This window comes from Mesorhizobium shonense (assembly GCF_040545255.1).
Lineage (GTDB): Bacteria > Pseudomonadota > Alphaproteobacteria > Rhizobiales > Rhizobiaceae > Mesorhizobium > Mesorhizobium shonense.
On record NZ_JBEPLM010000003.1, the window covers coordinates 318,722 to 337,255 of the forward strand.

The window sequence follows — 18,534 nt, forward strand, 5'->3', positions numbered from 1 at the left end:
CTCCAATCCCCGCCATGCCAATCATTTTCATATGATTGTCAAAAGCTCAATACAGCTTGAAATTCCCCCCGGTTGCGCCATTCTGGCGCCGGGGCGGACTTGATAGGAGATCCTCGATGGGCCTTTTTGACAACGCCGTCCCCGGCGGCAACATCACCAAACCGCTGATGATCGCTCTCGGTGCGCTGCTGGTCGGCAAAATGCTGAGCGGCAGGAGCGAGGAACAGCCGGCCGAACCTCAAGCCCCGGTACCGACTCCCGCCGGAGCCGGAACCTCCGCCGATGGCGGCCTGCTCGGCGGACTGGGAGGACTGCTCGACAAGCTCAAGGATGCCGGGCATGGCGGCGTAGCCGATTCCTGGGTCGGCACCGGCCAGAACCAGCCGATCAACGCCAACGACCTTGGCGCAGCGATCGGCCCGCAGGTCATCCGCGAGATCGCGCAGCGGACGGGTTTGAACGAACAGGAGCTGCTGCAGCAATTGTCCGCGGCGCTGCCCGGCATCGTCGACAAGCTGACGCCGAACGGCCAGATCCCGCAGAACCATCAGGTCGCTTCGGCCTTCAACAGGTAGGCGGCAGGGACCAAAAGGGGAATGCTCATTCCCTCTTCACCTCGAAAACCGATTGCATTTTCGTATCACTGACGGTACAGGAAACCAATTGCGAAATGCAATCGGTTTTCGAGGTGAACAATGATGCTGCAAAACAAGGTGGCGATCGTCTACGGCGGCGGCGGCGCGATAGGCGGGGCAGTTGCACGCGCTTTTGCGAAAGAAGGAGCCGAACTTTTCCTCGCTGGCCGAACAAAGGAAAAGCTGGATGCGGTCGCAGATGACATTCGTAGCGTAGGCGGTCGCGCCGAGGTTTCTGTCATCGACGCCCTCAACGAGAAGGAGGTCGCACTGCATTCAGCGCGGGTTGCTGCCAAGGCGGGCGGGATTGACATCGCGTTCAATGGACTTGGCATAAATCATGTGCAGGGCATCCTTCTCAAAGATTTGTCGGCAGCAGACTTCCTTCATCCGATCACGGCCTACGCGACGGCATACTTCATCACTGCCCGAGCCGTGACGCCGCACATGGCGTCTCGGGGCTCGGGCGTTATCATGATGCCATCGACACCGGGCGCTCGAATGCCCGGCACAGGATTTCTCGGCTACGGAGTTTCCTGTGCCGCCACGGAGGGCATGACACGGCTGCTGGCCGCAGAACTCGCTCCGGCCGGTGTCCGGGTCGTGTGCATAAGGTCGCACGCAATTCCAGAGGCTGCGGCCATGGGCTCTCACTCCCGCGATGTGTTCGAGCCTGTCGCCCGAAGCGCAGGCATCAGCCTCGAGGAGATGATGGAGGGAGTAGCGGCGGGAACGATGCTAAGGCAGCTTCCCACGCTTGATCAGGTGGCGAATGCCGCCGTATTCGCTGCCTCACCGCATGCGGCGTCAATGACCGGGGCCGTCATCAATCTCACCGGCGGCGCGGTGGTAGACTAGATTTCCTCCGGCCAGTGCAGATCAGCGAATGTCGCAGAAATCCCAAAATTCACGACATGGCGAATTTCAGGATTACCGCGACCATAGCTAGCTAGTTCCCTTCGGACGCGCTGGAGCGCGTCGGCCCTGCGATGAAGATAGCCGATGACACAAGTGCTCATTGACGCCACCATATCGCTGGACGGTTTCATGGCCGGCCCCAATGTCAGCGTCGCGCACCCAATGGGTGAGGGCGGCCTGCGGCTGCACGAGTGGCTGTCTAACAGCTCGTCCAGCCCGGTCGATGCCAAAGCCGAGAGCGACAGCCACGAGGCGACGGGCGCGGTGGTGCTGGGCCGGCGCACTTTCGACGTCGGCTACGGGGTGTGGAACGACACGCCATTCGCGACCCCGTGCTTCGTGCTCACTCACGCCCCGCTGGAGCCGCGGGTCGAGAAGAGTGGCACGTTCACCTTCGTCACCGACGTGAAGGACGCTTACGCGCAGGCCGTCGCCGCGGCCGGGGACACAGTGGTGCGGCTGATGGGCGCCGAGGTGTCCCAGCACTTCCTCAAGGCCGGGCTCGTCGACGAGATCCGGGTGCAGATCGCGCCCGTGGTGCTCGGTTCCGGCACGCGCCTTTTCGAGCACCTCGGCGTAAAACATATCGAGCTGGAGCAGTTGGGGGCGGTCCAGTCGCCGTACGTCACCCACCTGCGCTACCGCCCGAAGCCGTGACCCGACCTCTCCTGGGGCGGTCGGCCTTCCCTTTGCCGGGCTGGCGCCAGGAGAGCAACCTCGACGAAGACATTGCTCGACGCCAGCGGCTGCGATCCGGCATGGACTCGCCTTCGCCTCGGGCGACCGCAAGCGAATGCGCTGCGCGCTACGGCGCGTGGCATTTTCGTGCGATCAGCGATGCTGACTGAAATCTGGAGCGGGTAGCGGGAATCGAACCCGCATATTCAGCTTGGAAGGCTGCTGCTCTACCACTGAGCTATACCCGCGCCTTACACTGAAGTACCGGATTCACCCGAAAAGCGCCATGCACTTTCGGTCCGAGACTTTTCGTTTCAGGGCTTCCGGGCCGGCAGTGGTGGAGAGGGTTGGATTCGAACCAACGTAGGCTAAGCCAACGGATTTACAGTCCGTCCCCTTTAACCACTCGGGCACCTCTCCAGTCTGCCGCCGGAGCCATGCAACGAGGCATTCATGCCGATCCGGAGCCCGAGTAAGGATCTTCTCCGAAATCAGCGAAGCGCCTTATGGCGGCAAGGCCGGTGGGTGTCAACCGGCGTGGCCAGGGTTTTTCGAGGATGTTCGGCATTCACCGCCGCAGGCCATATCCTTAGCCGGACGGGACGGCTATAGAAGCCGCATGAGCGACAACAAAAGCAACAAGCCGGGTACGCCAAAGGATACCCACTACGCCAAACTCAGGCGTGCGCATCGCGACCAGAAGGCCGGCGGCGCGGCGGCATTTAGGCCGCGCCAGCCGGTGCCGCCGGGCGAAGCTCCCGCCGAGGGGTTGGTGCGGCTCTATGGCCTGCACACGGTGCGGGCGGCGCTCGACAATCGGCGGCGCAAGATCAAGAAAATGCTGGTGACGCGAAACGCCGCCGAGCGCTTGGCGATCGGCGATCTCTCCGCCCTGCCCTTCAAGACCGAGCTGGTCGAGCCGAAGGACATCGACAGGATCACCGGCTCAGACGCCGTGCATCAGGGCGTGCTGATCGAGGCCGAGCCGCTCAAGCCTAAGCGCCTCGACGCGCTCGGCGACACCAGGCTTGTTCTTGTGCTCGACCAGGTGACCGATCCGCACAATGTCGGCGCGATCCTGCGCTCGGCTGTTGCCTTCGGCGCCGGCGCGCTGATCACCACGGCGCGCCACAGCCCGCAGGAATCGGGCGTACTGGCGAAATCCGCCTCCGGCGCGCTCGAGCATATCGACCAGATCGAGGTGAAGAACCTAGCCGATGCGCTCGGCCAATTGCACGAGGCCGGCTTCCAGACGATTGGGCTCGATTCCGACGGGCCGGCGGAGTTGGAGAAAACATTCGCCGGCGACAAGATCGCCCTGGTGCTGGGTGCCGAAGGCAAAGGCTTACGCCAGAAGACGCGCGAGACCGTGGCCGCGCTCGCCCGTCTCGACATGCCCGGCGCCATCCGCTCGCTCAACGTGTCGAACGCGGCGGCGGTGAGCCTTTATGCGGCGAGGAAATTCCTGGCGAATAGCGAATAGCGAATAGCGAATAGCGAATAGCGAATAGCGAATAGCGAATAGCGAATAGCGAATATTCTGAACACGATGACTTTGGGCCTTCAATCCTCTATTCGCTACTCCCTATTCGCTATTCGCTACTACGCCACTTCGTGGCCCGCCATCCGCTCCAGCGCCCTGACCAGCGCTGAATGATCTTCCTTGGCGCCGCCATTGGCGGCGCAGGAGTTGAACAGCTGCTGCGTGGTCGAGGTGTTGGGCAGCGAAACGCCGAGCGTCTTTGCGCCTTCCAACGCCAGGTTGAGGTCCTTCTGGTGCAGCTCGATGCGGAAGCCGGGCTCGAAGGTGCGCTTGATCATGCGCTCGCCATGCACTTCGAGAATGCGCGAGGCGGCGAGCCCGCCCATCAGCGCCTGCCTGACCTTGGCCGGATCGGCGCCGGCCTTCGAGGCGAAGACGAGCGCTTCGCCGACGGCTTCGATAGTCAGCGCGACGACGATCTGGTTCGCGACCTTGGTGGTCTGGCCGACGCCGTTCGGCCCGACCAAAGTGATGTTCTTGCCCATCTTCTCGAACACCGGCCTGGCGCGCTCGAAGGGCTTTTCCTCGCCCCCGACCATGATGGTAAGCGAGGCCGCCTTGGCGCCGACTTCGCCGCCCGACACCGGAGCGTCGAGATAGTCGCAGCCGAGCTTGTTGACCTTCTTCGCGAATTCCTTGGTCTCGATCGGCGAGATCGAGCTCATGTCGATGACGAGCTTGCCCTTCGACAGGCCCGAAGCGACGCCATTCTCGCCGAACAGCACGTCGGCCACCTGCGGCGTATCCGGAACCATGGTGATGATGATGTCGGCAGCCTTGGCCACGGCATCATTGCCGGTCACGGTCTTCAGCCCTTTGGCGACGAGATCGGCCGGCGGCTTCGAGCGATGGTCGCTGGCGACGACCGGATGGCCGGCATTGAGCAGGTGCCCCGCCATCGGCGCGCCCATGATGCCCAGTCCGATGAAGCCTATGGTTTCCATGATTTTGCTCCTGAACGTCTTTCTTCAAATGTATCGAAGGTCGGCGCCGCCCTTCATCCGCCTGCCGGCACCTTCTCCCCCGTATGGTGACGGGGAGAAGGGGACGACCGCAACGCTGGCGATCCCCTCTCCCCGTCCTTCACGGGGAGAGGGTAAGGGTGAGGGGCAGCGCCGGCCGTGGTTGGAAATCCGCCTAAGCCGCGGCGCTCCCCTGCCCTGCGAACTGCCGGAACCAGCCAAGTCCGGCCTCGGTGCCGGCCTTCGGCTTGTATTCGGCGCCGATCCAGCCTGAATAGCCGAGCCGGTCGATGTGCTCGTAGAGGAAGGGATAGTTGATCTCGCCCGTCCCCGGCTCGTTACGACCGGGATTGTCCGCAAGCTGGATATGCGCGATGCGGCCGAGGTTTGCCTCGATGGTACGGGCGAGATCCCCCTCCATGATCTGCATGTGATAGATGTCGTATTGCAGGAACAGGTTCTTCGAACCGATGCGGTCGATCAGCGCCAGCGCATGGTCGGTATGGTTCAGGAAGAAGCCCGGAATGTCGCGGGTGTTGATCGGCTCGATCAACAGCCTGATGCCGGCCTGCTCCAGCTTCTCGGCTGCGAAGGCAAGGTTCTCGGCAAAGACGTTTTCCAACACGGTTCGATCCGCGCCCTGCGGCGCGATCCCGGCAAGGCAGTTGATCCGCTCGCAGCCCAGCGCGTGGGCATAAGTGATCGCCTTGGCGACACCCTGGCGAAATTCCGGCACCCGGTCGGGCAGCGCGGCGATGCCGCGCTCGCCCTTCGCCCAGTTGCCCGCCGGCAGATTGAAGAGAACCTGGGTCAGGCCGTTCTTCTTCAGTCGCGCGGCTACGACATCCGGCGCATGGTCGTAAGGGCCGATATATTCGACGCCCTTGAAGCCGGCGCGGGCGGCGGCATCGAAGCGGTCGAGGAACTCGTGCTCGCCGAAGAGCATCGAAAGATTGGCTGAAAAACGCGGCATTCTTTTCTCCTTCTCTGCGCCGGACCTTAATCGAGCATCACGATCGCTGTCGGCGCATCCTCATGGCTTTCGGCAAGCTCCTCGAATTCCGTGATCTTGTCGATTTCGGCACCCATGGAAATGTTGGTGACGCGCTCGAGGATGAATTCGAGAACCACCGGAACCTGGTACTCCTTCATCAGCCGCTGCGCTTCCTTGAAGGCGCCGGCGAACTCTTCGGGCTTCCTCACCCTCACCGCCTTGCAGCCCATCGCCTCGGCGACCGCGACATGGTCGACACCATAGCCTGCCTCGGGATCATCGGCGCGGTTGACGTTCTCGAAGGCGAGGCTGACCTCGTAGTCCATCGAGAAGCCGCGCTGCGCCTGGCGGATCAGGCCGAGATAGGCGTTGTTCACGACGACGTGGATATAGGGCAGCTTATGCTGGGCGCCGACCGCCAGTTCCTCGATCATGAACTGGAAGTCGTAGTCGCCGGAGAGCGCCACGATATCCCGATCCGGATCGGCGGCGCGCACGCCAAGGGCTGCCGGCAGCGTCCAGCCGAGTGGCCCGGCCTGGCCGCAATTGATCCAGTTGCGCGGCTTGTAGACATGCAGGAACTGCGCGCCGGCGATCTGCGACAGTCCGATCGTAGTGACATAGGTGGTGTCTCGGGCGAAAGCCTTGTTCATCTCCTCATAGACGCGCTGCGGCTTCAACGGCACCTGCTCGAAATGCGTCTTGCGCTTCATTGTTTTCTTGCGCTGCTGGCATTCCTTCGCCCAATCCGACCAGTCGCGCAGCTTGCCGGCTGTGCGCCATTCTGTAGCGACGTCGAGCAGGATCTTCAGCGCAGCGCCCGCATCCGAGACGACGCCGAAGTCAGGCGCGAAGACGCGGCCGATCTGCGTGGGCTCGATGTCGACATGGATGAATTTTTTCCCCTTGGTGTAGACGTCGACCGAGCCGGTGTGCCGGTTAGCCCAGCGGTTGCCGATGCCGAAGACGAAATCGGCAGCCAGCATCGTCGCATTGCCGTAGCGATGCGAGGTTTGCAGGCCGCACATGCCGGCCATCAGCCGGTGGTCGTCGGGGATCGCGCCCCAGCCCATCAGCGTCGGGATGACCGGCACGCCGGTGACTTCGGCGAACTCGACCAGCAAATCGGAAGCATCGGCGTTGATGATGCCGCCGCCGGCGACGATCAGCGGCTTTTCCGCCTCATTCAGCATCGAAAGCGCCTTCTCGGCTTGGGCGCGCGTCATCGCCGGCTTGAATGGAGCGAGCGGCTCATAGGCATCGATGTCGAACTCGATCTCGGCGAACTGAACGTCGAGCGGCAGGTCGATCAGCACTGGGCCCGGCCGCGAGGAGCGCATCAGATGAAACGCCTTCTGCAGCGCCATCGGCACCAGATAGGGCTCCATGACGGTGACCGCCCACTTGGCGACGGGTGCTGCGATCGCGGCGATGTCGACGGCCTGGAAATCCTCCTTGTTGAGGCGCGCGCGGGGAGCTTGGCCAGTTATGCACAAGATCGGAATGGAATCCGCCGAGGCCGAATAGAGCCCGGTGATCATGTCGGTGCCGGCCGGACCGGATGTGCCGATGCACAGCCCGATATTGCCGGCCTTGGCCCGCGTAAAACCTTCCGCCATGTGCGAGGCGCCCTCGACATGGCGCGCAAGCACATGGCGGATGGTGCCCCTCGCCTTCAGCGCCGAGTAAAGCGGGTTGATCGCCGCGCCCGGCACGCCGAAGGCGTTGGTGATGCCTTCTTTTTCGAGAACGAGAACCGCTGCGTCGACAGCGCGCATCCTGGCCATGTCCAGCCTCCACGTCGTTGGTTGGCTTGAGAATGCCAGTGCGCTCCAGATTTTTCAATTTTTTCAGAATATTTTTTCATTTCCAGAAAACCATTCTTATCCACTGATTCCGCTTCTCTTTTCGTTTTCCAGAAAATCGCGTTGGGAAATCAGTGGAAAACTTTTTCATTGCGCTTGGCGGGAAATCGGCCAGAGTACGCGCATGGAAACCACGGAGAAACGCCAGCGCGGGCGGCCGCGCGCCTTCAACGGTCCGTCGGAAGCGGCCTCGGTGCAGTCGCTCGACCGGGCGCTGCGCATCCTGGCGATCGTCGCCGAGGCGAGCGGCCTGTCCTTGAGCGAGATCGCAGCGCGCAGCGGCATTGCGGCCTCCACCGCCTACCGCATGCTGACGACGCTGGAGAACCACGGCATGGTCGAATTCGATACGACCGACCAACTCTGGTCCATCGGCGTCGAGACCTACCGCATGGGCGCGGCCTTCCTGCGCCGCAGAAAACTGGTCGACCGCGCCCGCATCGTCATGCAGGAATTGATGGAGAAGACCGGCGAAACCGCCAATCTCGGCGTCGCCGAGGACGATTGCGTCGTGTTCGTCAGCCAGGTCGAGACGCACCAGGCGATCCGGGCCTTCTTCCGGCCGGGTACGCGCAGTTCATTCCATGCTTCCGGCATCGGGAAAGCGGTGCTGGCGCATCTCGAGCCCGAGCGGGTGGCCGCCATCCTGCGCAAGGCAGGCCTGCAGCGCTACACCGACAAGACGCTGTCCGATATTTCCGCCCTCGCCCACGATCTCGCGACCATCAAGCATCGCGGCTGGTCGGTCGACGACGAGGAACGCCATCCCGGCATGCGCTGCGTGGCCGCGGCCATCTTCAACGAGTTCGGCGAACCGATCGGCGGCGTTTCGGTGTCCGGCCCGACCGTTCGGGTGACGCCCGAACGTCTTGCCGAGATCGGCCCGCTGGTTCGCGAGGCCGCGGCGGAAGTGACAAAGATGATCGGCGGTGTGACGGGTTGATCAGGACGCGCCCGGCAGGGCGCTTTTGGCCGCTATGTCGAAGAAATCGAGCAGGATCGCCAGCCCAACGCCGCAGGCGGTGCAGACCAGGCCGGCAATGAAGATCCGGTTGGCACGCGCATAGATCGGCCGCTGCAGCGATCTTGTGTCGAGCAGCATGGCCAGCGCCCGCATTTGCAGGGCGATGCCGACGAGGATCGGCACCACGGCAAGCAGATGGTAGGTTTGCCAGGGGATCGGGTTCGCCGCCCAATGCGTGATGAAGCCCAGCGAGAAGGCCAGCAGGATACCGACAGTGGTGACCGTGCCGTTGCGAAAAACCGGCTCGATCAGGTCTTCCTTCGGATCCTTCTCGTCCAAGCCACCCTCCCCTCGATTGGCGTCAAAGCCAGATTAAACGCTCGCAAAATCGCTGTACACCATTGGCTGCTTGGCAAAGGCCGACCAAACCACAGCCAAGCTGGGCGCAGCGGCTGAGCCTTGCCCGTCTTGCCGCGGTATTAGAATGCGTGCGAAAGGGCATCGATGCGGAAAACGGTTCAGCTTTTGCTCGCCGCCTCACTTTGCGGATGCGTGGCGGCGGCACCTCAGCCCGATGCCGGCGGTCAGCGCGTCGATCCTATTCCGATTTCGCTGGCCCTGGAGGAGATCATCACCACCGGCATCCACCAGCGCTTGCATGATCCTGCCTTCTCCAAATTCGGGACGATGCTTGCCGGCGAGCGGGCGCTGAACGGCCACCAGGAGATCGTGGTCTGCGGTACTGTCAACGCCAGGAACGCTTCAGGCGCCTATGGTGGCGACGAACCTTTCATCGCCAAGATTTTCCCGGATGCCGGAAGCAGCTTCGAACTCGTCGCTATGGGCGACGGGTCGCCGAATGGCAGGCTTGTCGTCGGCGCAGCCTGCCGCACGGCCGGATTGCCGATCCTCGACCCTGGCCCGAAGACTTAACTCTAAACACTTGTTTCAAGATGAAAAAGGGGCTGCGTGCAGCCCCTCTTCCCTTCGTTGTTCCGGCTCCTCTCAGAGGCGGCAATAGTGCGGATAGCCGTCGTAGCCGATATAGGTGTCCGAGCCCGGATCGTAGCTGGCGTAGCGGGCGAGGCAGCGGCGAACGTGCCATGAACCGTCGTAGCCGTCCTCGACGTAGACCGTGCGCGGCTGCTGCTGCTGGGCGAGCAGGCTGCCCAGGACGAAGCCGCCGACGCCGGCGGCGATGCCGATGCCGAGCTCGCGGCGGTGATGATGGCCGTGGGCGGCCGAAGGCTGGACGGTGCCCGCCAGGGTGCCGGCGGCGACGGTGGTTGCGATGAGGGTCGAAACGAGCGTGCGCTTGAACATGATGATCTCCTTGGTTCCGTTGACCGAGGCGATCCATCCGCCTCTTGATCATCTGTCGTTCGACCCAGGAAAAAGGTTCGAAGATTTTTTCGATTTTTTCGCAAGGCCGAAGAAATAGCCCGTTCGGATAGGCACCTAGCGGATAGCGCCCCTGTTTCGGCTCAGACAGCCAAGGATCGAACGAAAAGGGCGGCCCGATGGCCGCCCTCCGAAGGCAAAAGGTCTTCTCGTCAAAGGAAGATGATCACCTTGCCGTGGTGATGGTGGTGATGGTTGTGGTGCCACCACCACCAAGGCTTCTTGTGATGATTGTCGTGATGATGGTGGTGATGATTGCCGTGAGCCGAGGACGTCTCGACCGTGGCGGCGAGCGCGCCGGTGGCGACGAAGACAGCGACGAGGCCGGACGTAAGCATACGCCTCAACATGATGATCTCCTGGATCCTTGATCGAGGCGACCATTCGCCTCTGGAGATCAGTCGCGGCGAAGCGGCAAAAGGTTCGAGGAATTGAGCAAATGGGGAGTAGCGAATAGCGAGTAGGGAAAGGGCGGCATGCGCTATTCGCTATTCCCTATTCGCTCTCTTTCATCCCATCCCCGTGATGTGGCGCAGCCAGAAAGCGAGCGCGATGAAGCCGGCGATGGTGGCAACGCCCGTCCAGTCGATGTTGGCCTTCTTCAGATCGCTGACGGCCTTCACCAGCAGAAGCCAGGTCACGACGACGAGCGGCAGGATGATGACGAATCTGATCATGCGACACCCCGTACGGAGCAATTGCACCTGACAGAGATGTAGGAGGCGACGCGCCGCATTTCACCATGCCGGCTAAGCCAGCGATCTATTAGCAACCCAAAACGGAGTTTTGTCTTTACTGGCGCACGGAATGTGCTACCGGAGCGCCGTGCCCTTGTAGCTCAGCTGGTAGAGCAGCGGTTTTGTAAACCGAAGGTCGCGGGTTCGATCCCTGCCGGGGGCACCATCCTTCGCTCTTCGAGCTTCGGATGGCGGGCCACCAGAAAGTCGACAGACGAAAGCGCGTCCGCGCCTCACTCTTCGGGGTTTCCTGGTGGGTAAGCGGCAGTATACGCAGCGAATGCGCCGCCTTGCCGGCGGCCGCTCACGAGGGAAGTTCATCCCGCCATTTGATAGCTTCCATCTCGACGCGGACCGCGTCCTGAATGTCGATGACTTGATGGACGTCGAATTGGAGCGCCGGGAAGGTCGAACACGTTTTGTGGACTACGAGCGGGTCATCTGCCTCGCAGAGCATGCTACCACCCCATTCGCCCACGCGCACCACGAAGGCATGCACCTTGACTTCGCTGGGTATCTCCCAGTGCTGGAAGATTTTCAGGATGCGCTTTTGGACGTTCTCGTATTCAATCGCCGAGCCCTGTGGCCGCTCGTTCCAATTTACAAGGTATTTCATAATCTCCTCCCTCTCGGGTGATCGCGAATGCCGGAGCGGCATTGTAGCTCCCGACGCGAACGTCAGATCGTCTCCTCGGCTGCTCCAATAGAGGTAGGCATCACGACACGAAGGTGGTGAATCCGTCCGATATTTGAGGGCGATCCAATTTCAGCGTGCAGAGCGGCACAAGCTACCTGCAAACAGCTAGAGCAGCCCACTACTAGAGCATGATGCCGAAAAGTGTGGAGCGGTTTTCGGACAACATCATGCTCTATCTCATTGATTTAGAGCCGGATTCAGATTTCAGGTCGACTCGACCTGAAATCATCCGGCTCTAGGCAGCAGTAACCTGACCGACCGCCAGTCCGCCGAAGGTGTTCCGCACCCTGACGGACTTGTAGACATAGGCGACCCAAATTCCGGTCACGACAAACGACGCGATGGGCGCGACCAGCGCATCTCTGGCAAGGACTTGGCTCATTGGAACGCCGAGAACTGTGGACGTCCAAACGGCGTCGAGGATGAACACGACCGGAATTGCGATCCACTGATAAAGGAATAGCCTCTTGAAGCTGGGACTGCGCCGCAGCATTGCGAAGAGAACAACCACCTGAAGCAACGCAAACGCCAGCAACAGCACGATTTCGCCACAGACGGCCAAAGGGCCATTGGGCAACGGCATAAGTTGCCGGTAACCCTCACTCGAGGAGAACAGCTCGCCCAGCGTGCGGAACGGTGACAAAGCCTGACCGATTGCTAGCAGCATAAGCCAACCGCCAAACCCAACCAGACTGTCCGGATTCTGTGACGGCTTGGTCGCCGAGCGAACGGCAAAGAAAACAGGCACGCCGATAATCAGCAGCACTATCGCCCAATGCCAAATAGAAAACGCCCCCATTTACTCCCTCCCATATGCTCTCAAAAGTTGTATCAGATTTCAATCTCAACTCAAGAGGCAAGTGGCCGGCACCGCCTTGTTAGTCGATTAAACGACTATTTTCTCCCGCCCTCTCCAGACACCCTCTCACCCCGATCGCCGTCACCAAAATCCGGTTCCGCCGCCGTAACGCCGCGCGCAGCTCAGGTATCTTCCCTCGTCGCGCTTCACGAGTTCGATGAACACATGTTCATGCCGGCGGGCTGGCGACCACCCCTCACTCGGCGTTCGTGGCGATGCTTCGAAGAGCGCTATCTCGTCAAAGATTTGGGCCCCTCCGGCATGGTTGGCATCATCATTGGGCAACATGTCGCCGTCTAGGATTTCGTATCGCCGTTGGGATTTGGTACCGGTGCCTCCCGACAGTCTCGTGGGGGCGGATCGGCGTGCCCAGGCTCTGGCGACGCTTCCTCGTCGGGACGACGGACAGGAGGCTTCTTCGGGTCGGGCTTCCGCTGGATCTCTTTGACCTTGGTTGGCATATCCAATTAACCGGCATCGCCAGTCCCTTGTTCCCGATAAATGCCAAAGGTTCGGCCGCCAGAGCAGCCGTGTTTTGCGGAAAAGCGCCTTTCGCGGCCTAAGTGGCGAGAGTGGCCCAGATAACCGAAAAGCCGGAAGCGGGCTTCGAACCCTGGCCCTGCCTGCAAGACCCGTCGTCACTATATTTTTGCCAGGAAGCTCTTCCCGGCAGGATGCCGCCATGTCGCGCACACTGATCGTCGTTGGTCTCTGCATAGTAGCCATAGGCCTGCTGTGGCCCTGGGTGAGCCGCATCGGCCTCGGCAGGTTGCCTGGTGATATCGTGATCGAGCGCGAGAATTTCAGGCTCTACGTTCCGATCACCACGGGAATACTGATCAGCGTCGTGGTCTCGACCATCCTATGGCTGATCAACCGTTAGAGGCGCGGCCGGCAGCGCTTTCCCGAAAGCCGGCTCTTGTGCTCGCTCCTGGCGTCGTCACACCCCGATCGCCGCCACCAGCACCCGGTTCTGCCGTCTTATCGCGGCGCGCAGGTCCGGTATCTTCGCCTCGTCGCGCTTCACGAACTCGATGAACATCATGTTCATGTTGTTGAAGATCAGCTCGCCCACCGCCGGGCCGTCGATGTCGGCGCGCACAAGGTCGATCTCCTGCAGGCGGGCGATGAGGGCGCGGATCTGTTCGGTCAGCGCGCGGTCGAGCGCCGTGTAGGCCTGGCCGAACGGGCTGTCGGGCAACTGCGTCGAGATCGCCATCGCCTGGCGCCACATTTCCTTGCTCAGATAATTGAGCGAATGCTCGATATAGATGCCGATCAGCGTATCCAGCGCATCGCCGACATTGGCCGGCGGATCGGCGACCACCCCTCGCCCGGCATTCAGCACCTCGTTGACTTCCATGGAAACGATGGCGCCGAGGATGTCGCCCTTGTTCTGGTAGTAATTGTAGATCGTGCCGATCGAGACCTCAGCCTGTGCGGCGATGGCCTCGATCTTGGCGCCCTCATAGCCGGCGTCGCGGAACAGCGCCGTCGCCGCATCGATGATGCGGCGGTGCCGGTCCGCCTTCTGTCTTTCGCGCAATCCGCTCATATCCGCCTCTTTGCCAGAAAATCATAATTGACTCAATTTTAGAATTGGTTCAAGTTTTCTCCAACAAGCCAGCAAGGCAGGGAGAACACTCGATGACCGTCAACGCCCGGAATCCGCTTTCCACCCTGAAGTCCCGCCTCGCCGCAGCATGCGCGGCCGCGGCGCTGCTCGTGGCCGCCGGCAGCGCTCAGGCTGCCGACCTCAACGCGCTGATCTGGTGCGACCATGCCGATCCGGCGCTGCTGCAGCCCTTCGAGGAGGCCAACAACGTCAAGGTCAACGTCAAGGAGTTCGAGGGCACCGGCGCCGGCCTGGCAATCGTCGAGCAATCGCAGCCCGGCGACTGGGACGTGATGGTGATCGATTCCATCGACGTGCCGCGCGGCGTCGAAAAGGGCCTGTTCGAGCCGCTGCCGGAGGACAAGCTGCCTGTCGGCGACCTCTTCCCGGAAGTGAAGATAGACAAGTCCACCATCGTCGACGGCAAGCGCTACGGCATCACCGAAAAGTTCGGCTACAACACCATCGGCTTCAACAAGACCAAGGTCGATCCGGCCGACATGCAGTCGCTGGCATCGCTCGCCAGCGAAAAATACAAGGGTAAGGTCGCGATATACGACTATTACCTGCCGGTGATCGGCATGGCGGCTTTGGCCATCGGCAAGAAGACCGCCGATCTCACCGAGGCCGACCTGCCCGCCCTCAAGGTGGAACTCCTCAAGATGAAGGCCAACGCCAAGCTGGTCGGCGAAGTCACCGCCAGCCAGACCGCTTTGGCCACCGGCGAGGTCGACATCCTGGTCGGCGGCGGCGAGTGGGTCACAGCGGGGCTCGCCAAGGAAAACCCGGCGCTCGACTTCTCGATCCCGAAGGAAGGCGCGGTGCTGTGGTCGCAGTCGCTCGCCATGTTCAAGGATTCCAAGAACAAGGACATGGCGCTGAAGTTCATCCAGTACATCATGAGCCCGGAAGGCCAGGCGCGGCTAGCTACCTCCTCCTGCTACTGGGGCATGCCCGCGAACAGCAAGGCGGCGCTGAGCGACGAGCAGAAGAAGATCCTGCGCTTCGACGAGCAGCCCGGCTTCCTCGCTCGCGCCCAGGCCTATCCGGCGCCGAACACTGATCTCGACAAGAAGATGCAGGACATGTGGACCGAAATGCTGCAGGCGCAGTAACGGGTTCGCTGTGGGCACTTCGGGAAATAAAGGGCGTGCCCTGCCCTGGGCGCTGGTCACGCCGGCGCTGGCATGGACGCTTCTCTTCTTCGTGCTGCCCTTCATCGCCATGGGGTTTTCGAGCCTGACGGCGCATGAAGGCGGCGGCTGGACGCTCGCCAATTACAGCCAGTTCTTCACCGACCCGTCCTATTGGCGGGCGATGGTGAATTCGCTGGAGGTGACGGCGATCGTCACCGTGATCTCCATCCTGCTCGCCTACCCCTTCGCCTGGATCCTCGCCGAACAAGTGCCGGAGCGCTGGCAGCGGCTGGCGCTGATGCTGGCCGTGCTGCCGTTCTGGACCTCTTATGTCGTGCGTTCCTATTCCTGGCTGCTGGTGCTGGCACAAAACGGCGTCGTCAACCGGGCGCTGACTGGCACCGGCCTCATTAACGAGCCGCTGCAGCTCGCCAACACGCGTTTCGCCACCGTCACCGGCTTCGTGCACTTCTTCGTCATGCTGCTGACGCTGACCATCTTCGCCAACCTCAAGCAGCTCAGCCCGAGCTACCGCAAGGCCGCCGCCGACCTCGGTGCCGGACCGGTGCGCACCTTCGTGCATGTCGTGCTGCCGCTCACCCTGCCCGGCATCATGGTCGGCGCCTTCCTCACCTTCGTGCTTTGCATCGGCGACTACATCACGCCGCAGATCCTGGGCGGCAACAACGAGCTGGTCATGCCGCAGCTCGTCATGATGCAGATCGGCCGCCGCGGCGATTTCCCGCTGGCTTCGGCGCTGTCGATCATCCTGATGGCGGTGGTCACCGTCGCTTACCTCGCCTGCGCGCGCTGGCTGAAGATCGAGCGAGCCTGACCATGCGCACCATCGTCCGCTTCGCCGCCCGGCTCTACGCCATCTTGATCTACGGCTTCATCTTCCTGCCAGTGGTCGTGCTGGTGCTGTTCTCGCTGCAGGCGACCTCCTTTCCGATCCCGCCCTTCACCGGCCCGTCGCTGCGCTGGTACCAAGCTGTTCTGTCCGACACGCGGCTCACCTCGGCGCTGGTCAATTCGCTGCTGGTGGCGGTGCTCTCCTCGTTCGCTTCGGTCACGCTCGGCTTCCTCTCCGCCTGGGGGTTCGCGCGCTTCGTGCTGCCGGGCTCGGCGCTGCTGCGCGGCCTGATCACGCTGCCGCTCACGGTCAGCTATCTCATCATCGGCATGGGCTTGCTGGTGCTGTTCAACTGGGCCGGTGTGCCGAAGTCGCTGCTTGCCGCCGGTATCGGCCATGTCGTGATCAACCTGCCGCTTTGCTTTGCCATCATCTACAGCCAGATGGGCGACCATCAGATCAACATCGAGCGCGCCGCCCGCGACCTCGGCGCCGCCGAATGGAAGGTGCTGCTGATGATTACCGTGCCGGTGATGGCGCCGGCGATCTTCGCCGGTTTCTTCCTGTCGATGACCTTTTCGTGGGACGAGTTCGTCATCTCCTTCCTGCTCACACGCTTCGAGACGACGCTCCCAGTGGAAATCTGGAATCTCTTGCGCTCCGGCCTCAATCCCAAGACCAATGCCGTCGGCTCGCTGGTCTTTGCCGTCTCTATCGTCCTGGTGGTATTTTTCGAACTGACGCTGTTGCGGAGAAAGCCGGCATGAGCGCGCCCCTTGTCGACATCCGCAACGTCTCGCATCGCTTCGGCCAGCTCCCGGTGCTGAAGAACGTCTCGCTGACGATCGAGCCCGGCAGCTACACGATCCTGCTCGGACCGTCAGGCTCCGGCAAGACGACGCTGCTGTCGATCCTTGGCGGCTTCGTCACGCCCAGCGAAGGCAAGGTCTTTATTCGCGGCGAGGACTGCACGTCCGTGCCGCCGGCCAAGCGTCCGACGACCACCGTCTTTCAGGACTACGCGCTGTTCCCGCATATGAGCGTCGGCGGCAATGTCGGCTTCGGGTTGCGCATGCAGGGCGTCGACGGCACGATGCGCGCGGCGAAATCGCGCGAGGCGCTTGCCCTTGTGGGCCTGGCGGCGGCCTTCGACAAGAAGCCGCATCAGCTCTCCGGCGGCCAGCGACAGCGCGTGGCGCTGGCCCGCGCGCTGGTCATCGAGCCGGTGGTGCTGCTGCTCGACGAGCCGCTCGGCGCGCTCGACCTGAAACTGCGCCGGCAGATGCAGGATGAATTGAAGGCGATCCAGAAGCGCGTCGGCACCGCCTTCGTCCATGTCACGCACGATCAGGAAGAAGCGATGGCGCTGGCAGACCATTGCGTGGTGATGAATGACGGACGCATCGAGGACGAAGGTTCGCCCGAGCGCGTCTATGCGCGGCCGAAGACGCGCTTCTCCGCCACCTTCATGGGCGAAAGCACGATCCTTGCCGGCAAGGCCAGCGATTGCCGGGATGGGCGTGTCACGGTCACCACGGAGCTCGGCCCGATCGCGCTGCCCGGCAGGTCACCCGCCGGCGCAGGCGTCGCGCTCGCCATCCGGCCCGAGCACCTCATCCTTGGCGAAGTGAAAGGCGATGTCATGCTGGGCATGGCCAAGATCGGCGATGTCGTCTTCCAGGGCAGTTTCAAGCGCGTGCTGGCCGCATCGATCCAGGACCCGGCGCTGCAGTTCATCGCCAAGGCTCCGGCATCGGCCACCGTCCAGGCAGGCGACACGATCGCCGTTTCGTGCAACGCTCAAGACATCATCCTGCTGGCGGACTGAGCCATGAGCATGCTTCCGGTCATCGAGGCTCCGGACTGGTACGAGACCATCCGCATGAGCGACGACGTCACGCTGATCCACGAGCCATGGATAAAACCGTTCTTCCGCTGCAATATCTGGCATGTGCGCGGCCGAGACCGTGATCTGCTGTTCGATACCGGGCTTGGCCATTTCAGCCTCAGGCGCCATGTACCGCTGGTCGCCGAGCGCAAGCTCGTCTGCGTCGCCAGCCACACGCATTTCGACCATATCGGCTGTCATCACGAATTCCCGGACCGCTGCGTGCATTCGGCTGAGGCGGACATCCTTGCCGACCCGCGCAACGAATGGACGGTCGCCGACCGCTACGCCAATGAGGAGATGTTCGATCGTTTGCCGGAGGGCTGGGACACGGCGCGCTACCGCATCCTACCCGCGCCTGCCGGCCACCTGCTCGAGCATGGAGACGTCGTCGACCTTGGCGACCGTGCCTTCGAGGTCATCCACACGCCCGGACACTCGCCGGGCGGCATCGCGCTCTTTGAGAAGAAGACGGGCATCCTTTTGTCCGGCGACATCGTCTATGACGGGCCGCTGATCGACGACGTCTACCACTCAGACATCGAGGACTATGTGGAGACGCTGCTTGCCATGCGCGACATCGACGTCTCGGTCGTGCATGGCGGCCATTTCCCGAGCTTCGGCAAAGTGCGCTATCGCCAATTGATCGATGAGTATCTGGCGCACAAGCGCAAGGCCGGCTGCCACCTGCAGCGGAGCAGCTGAACGACGCTATTGCGATGCTGACTTAAAGCGCCCTTTGCGGACAGGGCGTTCCGGCGGCGTCGCCGCAACGGGAGACCGTGGGCT

The 18,534-nt window shown here is 62.2% G+C and carries 22 protein-coding genes and 3 tRNA genes; 13 read left to right on the forward strand and 12 right to left on the reverse strand.

From position 1 onward, the window contains the following. Nucleotides 1-116 precede the first annotated feature (116 nt). From ABID26_RS10985 to ABID26_RS10995, 3 genes are all read left to right on the forward strand, one after another. Entirely contained in the window at nt 117-575 is a 459-nt protein-coding gene (locus tag ABID26_RS10985; protein WP_292301383.1) for a YidB family protein, read from the forward strand. A gap of 120 nt (nt 576-695) precedes the next feature. After that, entirely contained in the window at nt 696-1,493 is a 798-nt protein-coding gene (locus ABID26_RS10990) for an SDR family NAD(P)-dependent oxidoreductase (RefSeq protein WP_126100223.1), read from the forward strand. A 144-nt stretch (nt 1,494-1,637) separates the two neighbouring features. Then, entirely contained in the window at nt 1,638-2,210 is a 573-nt protein-coding gene (locus ABID26_RS10995; protein ID WP_292303049.1) for a dihydrofolate reductase family protein, read from the forward strand. A 195-nt stretch (nt 2,211-2,405) separates the two neighbouring features. Here ABID26_RS10995 and ABID26_RS11000 read toward each other — a convergent pair. Together ABID26_RS11000 and ABID26_RS11005 are read right to left on the reverse strand one after the other, a co-directional pair. Next, nucleotides 2,406-2,479, reverse strand: a tRNA-Gly gene (locus ABID26_RS11000). An 87-nt stretch (nt 2,480-2,566) separates the two neighbouring features. Continuing rightward, nucleotides 2,567-2,651 (reverse strand) — tRNA-Tyr (locus tag ABID26_RS11005). Between the two features lie 199 nt (nt 2,652-2,850). Between ABID26_RS11005 and ABID26_RS11010 the strand changes: the two genes are divergently transcribed. Continuing rightward, nucleotides 2,851-3,714 (forward strand): TrmH family RNA methyltransferase, encoded by an 864-nt coding sequence (locus tag ABID26_RS11010; RefSeq protein ID WP_292303050.1) that lies wholly within the window; start codon nt 2,851-2,853, stop codon nt 3,712-3,714. A 119-nt stretch (nt 3,715-3,833) separates the two neighbouring features. Here the strand turns inward: ABID26_RS11010 and ABID26_RS11015 are convergent, their stop codons facing one another. From ABID26_RS11015 to gcl, 3 genes are all read right to left on the reverse strand, one after another. Continuing rightward, a complete protein-coding gene (locus tag ABID26_RS11015) occupies nt 3,834-4,718 on the reverse strand; it encodes a 2-hydroxy-3-oxopropionate reductase (protein WP_292303051.1) in 885 nt (294 codons plus the stop codon). A 193-nt stretch (nt 4,719-4,911) separates the two neighbouring features. Beyond that, on the reverse strand, nt 4,912-5,709 hold the full coding sequence (gene otnI, locus ABID26_RS11020; RefSeq protein ID WP_292303052.1) for a 2-oxo-tetronate isomerase: 798 nt from the start codon (nt 5,707-5,709) through the stop codon (nt 4,912-4,914). A gap of 26 nt (nt 5,710-5,735) precedes the next feature. Beyond that, on the reverse strand, nt 5,736-7,517 hold the full coding sequence (gene gcl, locus ABID26_RS11025) for a glyoxylate carboligase (RefSeq protein WP_292303053.1): 1,782 nt from the start codon (nt 7,515-7,517) through the stop codon (nt 5,736-5,738). A 202-nt stretch (nt 7,518-7,719) separates the two neighbouring features. Between gcl and bhcR the strand changes: the two genes are divergently transcribed. Continuing rightward, a complete protein-coding gene (gene bhcR / locus ABID26_RS11030; protein ID WP_292303054.1) occupies nt 7,720-8,538 on the forward strand; it encodes an HTH-type transcriptional regulator BhcR in 819 nt (272 codons plus the stop codon). Here the strand turns inward: bhcR and ABID26_RS11035 are convergent, their stop codons facing one another. Beyond that, on the reverse strand, nt 8,539-8,898 hold the full coding sequence (locus ABID26_RS11035) for a hypothetical protein (RefSeq protein ID WP_292303055.1): 360 nt from the start codon (nt 8,896-8,898) through the stop codon (nt 8,539-8,541). It lies immediately after the preceding gene. Nucleotides 8,899-9,063: 165 nt separating this feature from the next. Here ABID26_RS11035 and ABID26_RS11040 point away from each other — a divergent pair, with 165 nt between their 5' ends. Continuing rightward, on the forward strand, nt 9,064-9,492 hold the full coding sequence (locus tag ABID26_RS11040; protein WP_292303056.1) for a hypothetical protein: 429 nt from the start codon (nt 9,064-9,066) through the stop codon (nt 9,490-9,492). A gap of 72 nt (nt 9,493-9,564) precedes the next feature. On the opposite strand, the gene ABID26_RS11045 is transcribed toward ABID26_RS11040, so the two are convergent. The 3 genes from ABID26_RS11045 to ABID26_RS11055 all read right to left on the reverse strand — a co-directional run bounded on the left by ABID26_RS11045 (nt 9,565) and on the right by ABID26_RS11055 (nt 10,637). Then, nucleotides 9,565-9,882, reverse strand: a complete 318-nt coding sequence (locus tag ABID26_RS11045; RefSeq protein WP_292303057.1) for a BA14K family protein — start codon at nt 9,880-9,882, stop codon at nt 9,565-9,567. Nucleotides 9,883-10,112: 230 nt separating this feature from the next. Beyond that, the gene (locus ABID26_RS11050) at nt 10,113-10,310 is read right to left on the reverse strand and encodes a hypothetical protein (RefSeq protein WP_292303058.1); all 198 of its coding nucleotides are present in this window, start codon (nt 10,308-10,310) and stop codon (nt 10,113-10,115) included. Between the two features lie 159 nt (nt 10,311-10,469). Beyond that, nucleotides 10,470-10,637, reverse strand: a complete 168-nt coding sequence (locus ABID26_RS11055) for a hypothetical protein (RefSeq protein WP_292303059.1) — start codon at nt 10,635-10,637, stop codon at nt 10,470-10,472. Between the two features lie 150 nt (nt 10,638-10,787). On the opposite strand from ABID26_RS11055, the gene ABID26_RS11060 reads away from it, so the two are divergent. After that, nucleotides 10,788-10,863, forward strand: a tRNA-Thr gene (locus ABID26_RS11060). Nucleotides 10,864-11,001: 138 nt separating this feature from the next. Here the strand turns inward: ABID26_RS11060 and ABID26_RS11065 are convergent. Together ABID26_RS11065 and ABID26_RS11070 are read right to left on the reverse strand one after the other, a co-directional pair. After that, the gene (locus tag ABID26_RS11065; RefSeq protein ID WP_126100212.1) at nt 11,002-11,313 is read right to left on the reverse strand and encodes a DUF3303 domain-containing protein; all 312 of its coding nucleotides are present in this window, start codon (nt 11,311-11,313) and stop codon (nt 11,002-11,004) included. Between the two features lie 316 nt (nt 11,314-11,629). Continuing rightward, nucleotides 11,630-12,193, reverse strand: coding sequence for a DUF2569 family protein (locus tag ABID26_RS11070; protein WP_354415344.1), 564 nt, complete (start codon nt 12,191-12,193; stop codon nt 11,630-11,632). Between the two features lie 742 nt (nt 12,194-12,935). Here ABID26_RS11070 and ABID26_RS11075 point away from each other — a divergent pair. After that, nucleotides 12,936-13,136, forward strand: coding sequence for a DUF2905 domain-containing protein (locus tag ABID26_RS11075; protein ID WP_126100210.1), 201 nt, complete (start codon nt 12,936-12,938; stop codon nt 13,134-13,136). A 57-nt stretch (nt 13,137-13,193) separates the two neighbouring features. On the opposite strand, the gene ABID26_RS11080 is transcribed toward ABID26_RS11075, so the two are convergent. Then, nucleotides 13,194-13,808 carry a TetR/AcrR family transcriptional regulator gene (locus ABID26_RS11080; RefSeq protein WP_126100209.1) on the reverse strand — a complete coding sequence of 205 codons (615 nt, stop codon included), beginning with the start codon at nt 13,806-13,808 and terminating at the stop codon, nt 13,194-13,196. Between the two features lie 92 nt (nt 13,809-13,900). On the opposite strand from ABID26_RS11080, the gene ABID26_RS11085 reads away from it, so the two are divergent. The 5 genes from ABID26_RS11085 to ABID26_RS11105 are packed head-to-tail and all read left to right on the forward strand — an operon-like array spanning nt 13,901 to nt 18,450. Further along, nucleotides 13,901-14,983, forward strand: a complete 1,083-nt coding sequence (locus ABID26_RS11085) for a polyamine ABC transporter substrate-binding protein (protein ID WP_354415348.1) — start codon at nt 13,901-13,903, stop codon at nt 14,981-14,983. 10 nt (nt 14,984-14,993) lie between these two features. After that, on the forward strand, nt 14,994-15,839 hold the full coding sequence (locus tag ABID26_RS11090) for an ABC transporter permease (protein ID WP_354415351.1): 846 nt from the start codon (nt 14,994-14,996) through the stop codon (nt 15,837-15,839). 2 nt (nt 15,840-15,841) lie between these two features. Further along, nucleotides 15,842-16,624 (forward strand): ABC transporter permease, encoded by a 783-nt coding sequence (locus ABID26_RS11095; protein WP_126100206.1) that lies wholly within the window; start codon nt 15,842-15,844, stop codon nt 16,622-16,624. Next, nucleotides 16,621-17,685 (forward strand): ABC transporter ATP-binding protein, encoded by a 1,065-nt coding sequence (locus tag ABID26_RS11100; RefSeq protein WP_292344922.1) that lies wholly within the window; start codon nt 16,621-16,623, stop codon nt 17,683-17,685. The genes ABID26_RS11095 and ABID26_RS11100 overlap by 4 nt, the downstream gene beginning before the upstream one ends. Before the next feature lie 3 nt (nt 17,686-17,688). Then, nucleotides 17,689-18,450 (forward strand): MBL fold metallo-hydrolase, encoded by a 762-nt coding sequence (locus ABID26_RS11105; protein ID WP_292344923.1) that lies wholly within the window; start codon nt 17,689-17,691, stop codon nt 18,448-18,450. The last annotated feature ends 84 nt before the right edge of the window (nt 18,451-18,534 follow it).